The sequence below is a fragment of the Microcoleus sp. C2D2 genome (assembly GCF_036702495.1).
Taxonomy (GTDB): Bacteria; Cyanobacteriota; Cyanobacteriia; order Cyanobacteriales; family Microcoleaceae; genus Microcoleus.
The window spans coordinates 1-3,789 of sequence record NZ_JAUBTO010000303.1; the positions used below are offsets into that span (position 1 = coordinate 1).

3 protein-coding genes are annotated in these 3,789 nt (G+C 42.8%); all 3 read left to right on the forward strand.

Translation table 11 applies throughout. From position 1 onward, the window contains the following. Nucleotides 1-81: 81 nt before the first annotated feature. The 3 genes from QUB61_RS38300 (at nt 82) to lanM (ending at nt 3,736) form a co-directional block, all read left to right on the forward strand. Nucleotides 82-432, forward strand: a complete 351-nt coding sequence (locus QUB61_RS38300; protein ID WP_445300339.1) for a hypothetical protein — start codon at nt 82-84, stop codon at nt 430-432. 22 nt (nt 433-454) lie between these two features. After that, a complete protein-coding gene (locus tag QUB61_RS38305) occupies nt 455-1,570 on the forward strand; it encodes a T3SS effector HopA1 family protein (protein ID WP_333136594.1) in 1,116 nt (371 codons plus the stop codon). A gap of 144 nt (nt 1,571-1,714) precedes the next feature. Then, nucleotides 1,715-3,736: a type 2 lanthipeptide synthetase LanM gene (lanM, locus tag QUB61_RS38310; protein WP_333136592.1), complete on the forward strand. Its 2,022-nt coding sequence runs from the start codon at nt 1,715-1,717 to the stop codon at nt 3,734-3,736. Nucleotides 3,737-3,789 lie beyond the last annotated feature (53 nt).

Sequence of the window (3,789 nt, forward strand, 5' to 3'; positions counted from 1 at the left end):
TAGTCTGGGCATCGATCTGTTCTACCTTCTACATCTAGCTATAAATGGTAGCTCTATTCCCGCCCAAGTGTACTAGGTAGCTTGGTCATCAGCAATTCACTCAGTATCGAAGAGTCTCTGCGTCTAGCCGCGACGCCCCTCGAACAGCTTCAGCCTTCCATTGCTGCCCTGACCCAAACTTATTTTGACACCTTCCCGGAAATCTTAGAACATCGCCCTGATTTCTTGCGGCGAGTGGTGCAATTCGCTGGTTTTGCCTTGATTCAACAGATTCAGGCGATGATTCAGTATCAAAAATCCTTTGGCAATACGGGGATTGCCATGCTTCAGGTTGCCAAGACGTTGTTATGCCGTCCGGAACAATCCATGCCGACGATTTTTGGCACTGCTGCTGCTGAACTCACTCAACGTTTGGGCTGTTATGCCGCTTAAGATGTTTAGTCGCAATGAAACCATGACACAATTACTAGATTCTCCTCCAATTCAACGGTCAGATGTAGCAACTGGGCGACTGCTGGATGCTCTGCAAGATATTGTGAGCAAGGTTCAGATTCAGTCTGACTTCTGCATTCGTCATCCTGATTACAAACCCTTTGAACTGCCAGCTGAGGTGGTCGCTCGCTTTCAGCAACTGCCTGCGGATATTCAGCGGAAATACCTGAGCCTGCAACTGCGTAGTTTTCTCTACGGTATCTACTACAACGGCTGTATGCGAACTGCTCTCGCACCAGAGGCGGATTCAAATCCTCTGCCACTAGACCTAGAGAACAATACCTTACTGGGAGTAGATTTGGGGTTTTACAATCGCTTGCATGAAAGCAATAGCGGTACTGGCTACTTTGACCCTGGTTGGTATGTTCTCAAGGAGGAAAGCGATGGCAGCCTAGCCGTGACTAAGGGGAGTCTGAGGCTGCATATTGAGCGCGATCACCATCTTCAACCATCTGACCAGGCTGCTGTTGTGGGTGATTCGGTAGCTATCCAAACGCCTAAGAATCGGGTACAAAACGGCTTTTATATGGCGGTTGGCAATGCGGAGTCAAATCGCCTTGACCATTCAAAGGGTCATTCGGTGACAGTGCGTGTCTACTTCAATTTGACTCCTGAAGGTGCTGTTGCCGTCATGGGTAGCCTGACGCGGCAGTTGAATAAAAAGGCTATTCCTTTCAGCTTCAAGGTTTTATACAACCCAGGTGACTACGAGCGCTACGATTCCGGGGTGCTGTACTTTGATAAGAGTGACTATGAGGCAGTCAGGCAAGTTTTGCAGGCTGTATATGGGGAGGTGCGATCGCATTTTAAGTCGGATGTTCCCCTATTTACCATGCAGCTTGCACCGGGATTGGGGTTGGCAGAGGAACCAGACAGCAAGTTTGCCGATCTGGAAAGCTTTGGCATGAATCGGTGTCAGATTGTGGCTAATGGTTTACTTGAGGCTTTGCATCAAGGGGATGACTCGCCAGAGGGACGGATGAATGCTATTACGCAACACTTTTGCCGGTTGGGGATTGATTTGCAGCGCCCTCATCTGAATGCTAATTCTGAGGATATCTACGCCTCGTTGGATTGAGCTATCGCATTTTCTTATTCGGTTCGAGATTTGAATAGCATCTACTTTTGAAGTACTGCTGACGATAAAACTCAGAGCCTAGTTTCAACTTTCCAAACACTCTCTCAATCTCTAAATCAGCTATTACTTTCAGAGGTTCTTCCCATGAAAATAAAAGACTCAGAACTATTACAAATAGCCATCAACGCTACCTTTTTTTCAGAACGCCTCAATAACCCTTGTTACAATAATGTAAGTCTACAAAAAGTTGACCAAGATTTAATTGAGAAACGTCTTAAAAACTGGTGTAAAGCAGTTGGGGGAGAAGAAAAACTTGAAAAGCGCCTCCACTGGGAGGGATTAGACTTAAACACAGTTAGGTTCCTACTAGGAAGAGGCGAATTGGTAAAAAATTACACCTTGCCATCATGGGCAGAAACCCTTAAAGAATTAATTCAAAGTGGCACAGCTTCATTACTACATCTAGAGGAGCAAGAAAAATCACCGATTGACCCCGAAAAACCTTTACCTTTTGAAGACTTTTATCTCCCCTTTATCATAGCAGGGCGGCGTAAATTATATACTCGATTATCTCCCAATCGCCCTTTGGAATTGCTGAGTAAAGAAGCCTATGAAGCCCTAGAACGCTGCTTGCTAAAACAATTGGTTAATTTGGGAACAGAAACTCTATTGGTTGAATTTAACAAAATTCGTGAAATTCCCTCTTCTCAAAACAAAAATACTTACCAAGAAACCAAAAATAAATTTCTGTATTCTACCTTTATTGAAACCCTGCTACAAGATGGAGGGTTAGCATTTTTTAATCAATACTCAGTCTTAGCTCGCCTGATAGCCACAACCATAGATTTTTGGGTGGAATCTACTACTGAATTTCTCCAACGCCTGCAAGCTGATTTCTCGGCGATTGAATTAACTTTTTGTGACAAAGGAAGTCTAGGAAAGGTCAAAGAGATTGAAACTTCCCTCTCAAATCCGCACAATGGTGGACGCTATGTCTTAGCTCTTACCTTCTCATCGGACATAAAAGTGGTGTATAAGCCAAAAGACTTGGGCATAGATATTGTTTTCAACCAGCTGCTAGACTGGTGCAACCAAAAGGAGATATATTTACCTTTTGAATTAACAAAAATTATTAATCACCAAGGATATGGCTGGGTTGAATTTATTTCTCACCGACCTTGTGAAAATCAAGCTGCTGTTCGGCGCTTCTATCAAAGAGCAGGGATGTTATTATCGCTTCTGTTTGTATTAGGAGCAAGTGATTGCCATAATGAAAATGTTATTGCCTATGGCGAATATCCTGTTGTTACCGATGCTGATTTTTTGATGCATCCTACATTGAAAAGCTGGGATGAATCAGAAGACTGGTTGAAAGATTCAGTTTTGAATATAGGCTTTTTGCCTTCCTGGGAAGGTAATCTATACTCGGCAAATGCTCAAGATTCCAGCGCTCTTGGCAAGATCTTCCCCCAGCAAGTTAATTCTGCTAGGGAGTGGAAATCTGTTAACACAGATGGGATGCACTTAGCTCCTAAATCTGTAATTATTCCGCCTGGGTGTAATGTAGTAATTCTAGACGGTAAAACTGTCTCTCCTAATGATTATCTTGAGGAAATTGTGACTGGTTTTGAGGAGATATACCGCCTCTTGATTAAACATAGGGAAAGTCTCTTGAGCGAAGAGAGTCCCCTATCAGCATTAAAATTATTAAAGTCTCGATTTATCCTACGCCCAACAATTATCTATGCTATCGCCTCCAAGCAAAGCCTCAGTCCTCAATACTTGCGTAATGGCGTAGACTTCAGCATTCTGATCAATAATCTCATAGATACTCTCAGTCATTCCTACTTAACGCCTGAGGAAAATCCAGATGCTTGGGCAATTTGGCAAGCAGAAATAAAATCTTTGCAACAGCAAGATATCCCCTATTTCTCCGTATTCTGTAATAGTGATGCCTTAGAAGTTGAACTAGACCAACCCATCAAGCACTTGTTTAAAACGTCTAGTTATCAAAGGTTAATCGCTAAACTACAAAATTTTGATGAGCAGGACTTAGTTATACAAATTAAATTGATTCGGCTGAGTTTTTATGCAAAGATAGCACATTTGAATAAGAAAAGCACTGAGCGACAGTATAATTTTTGTAAGGATTCAGGTAAAAAATAGTTCCGCAGAGAGCCCAAAAATATGGTAATGTAGTCAGATGAGCGAAAAGCCAG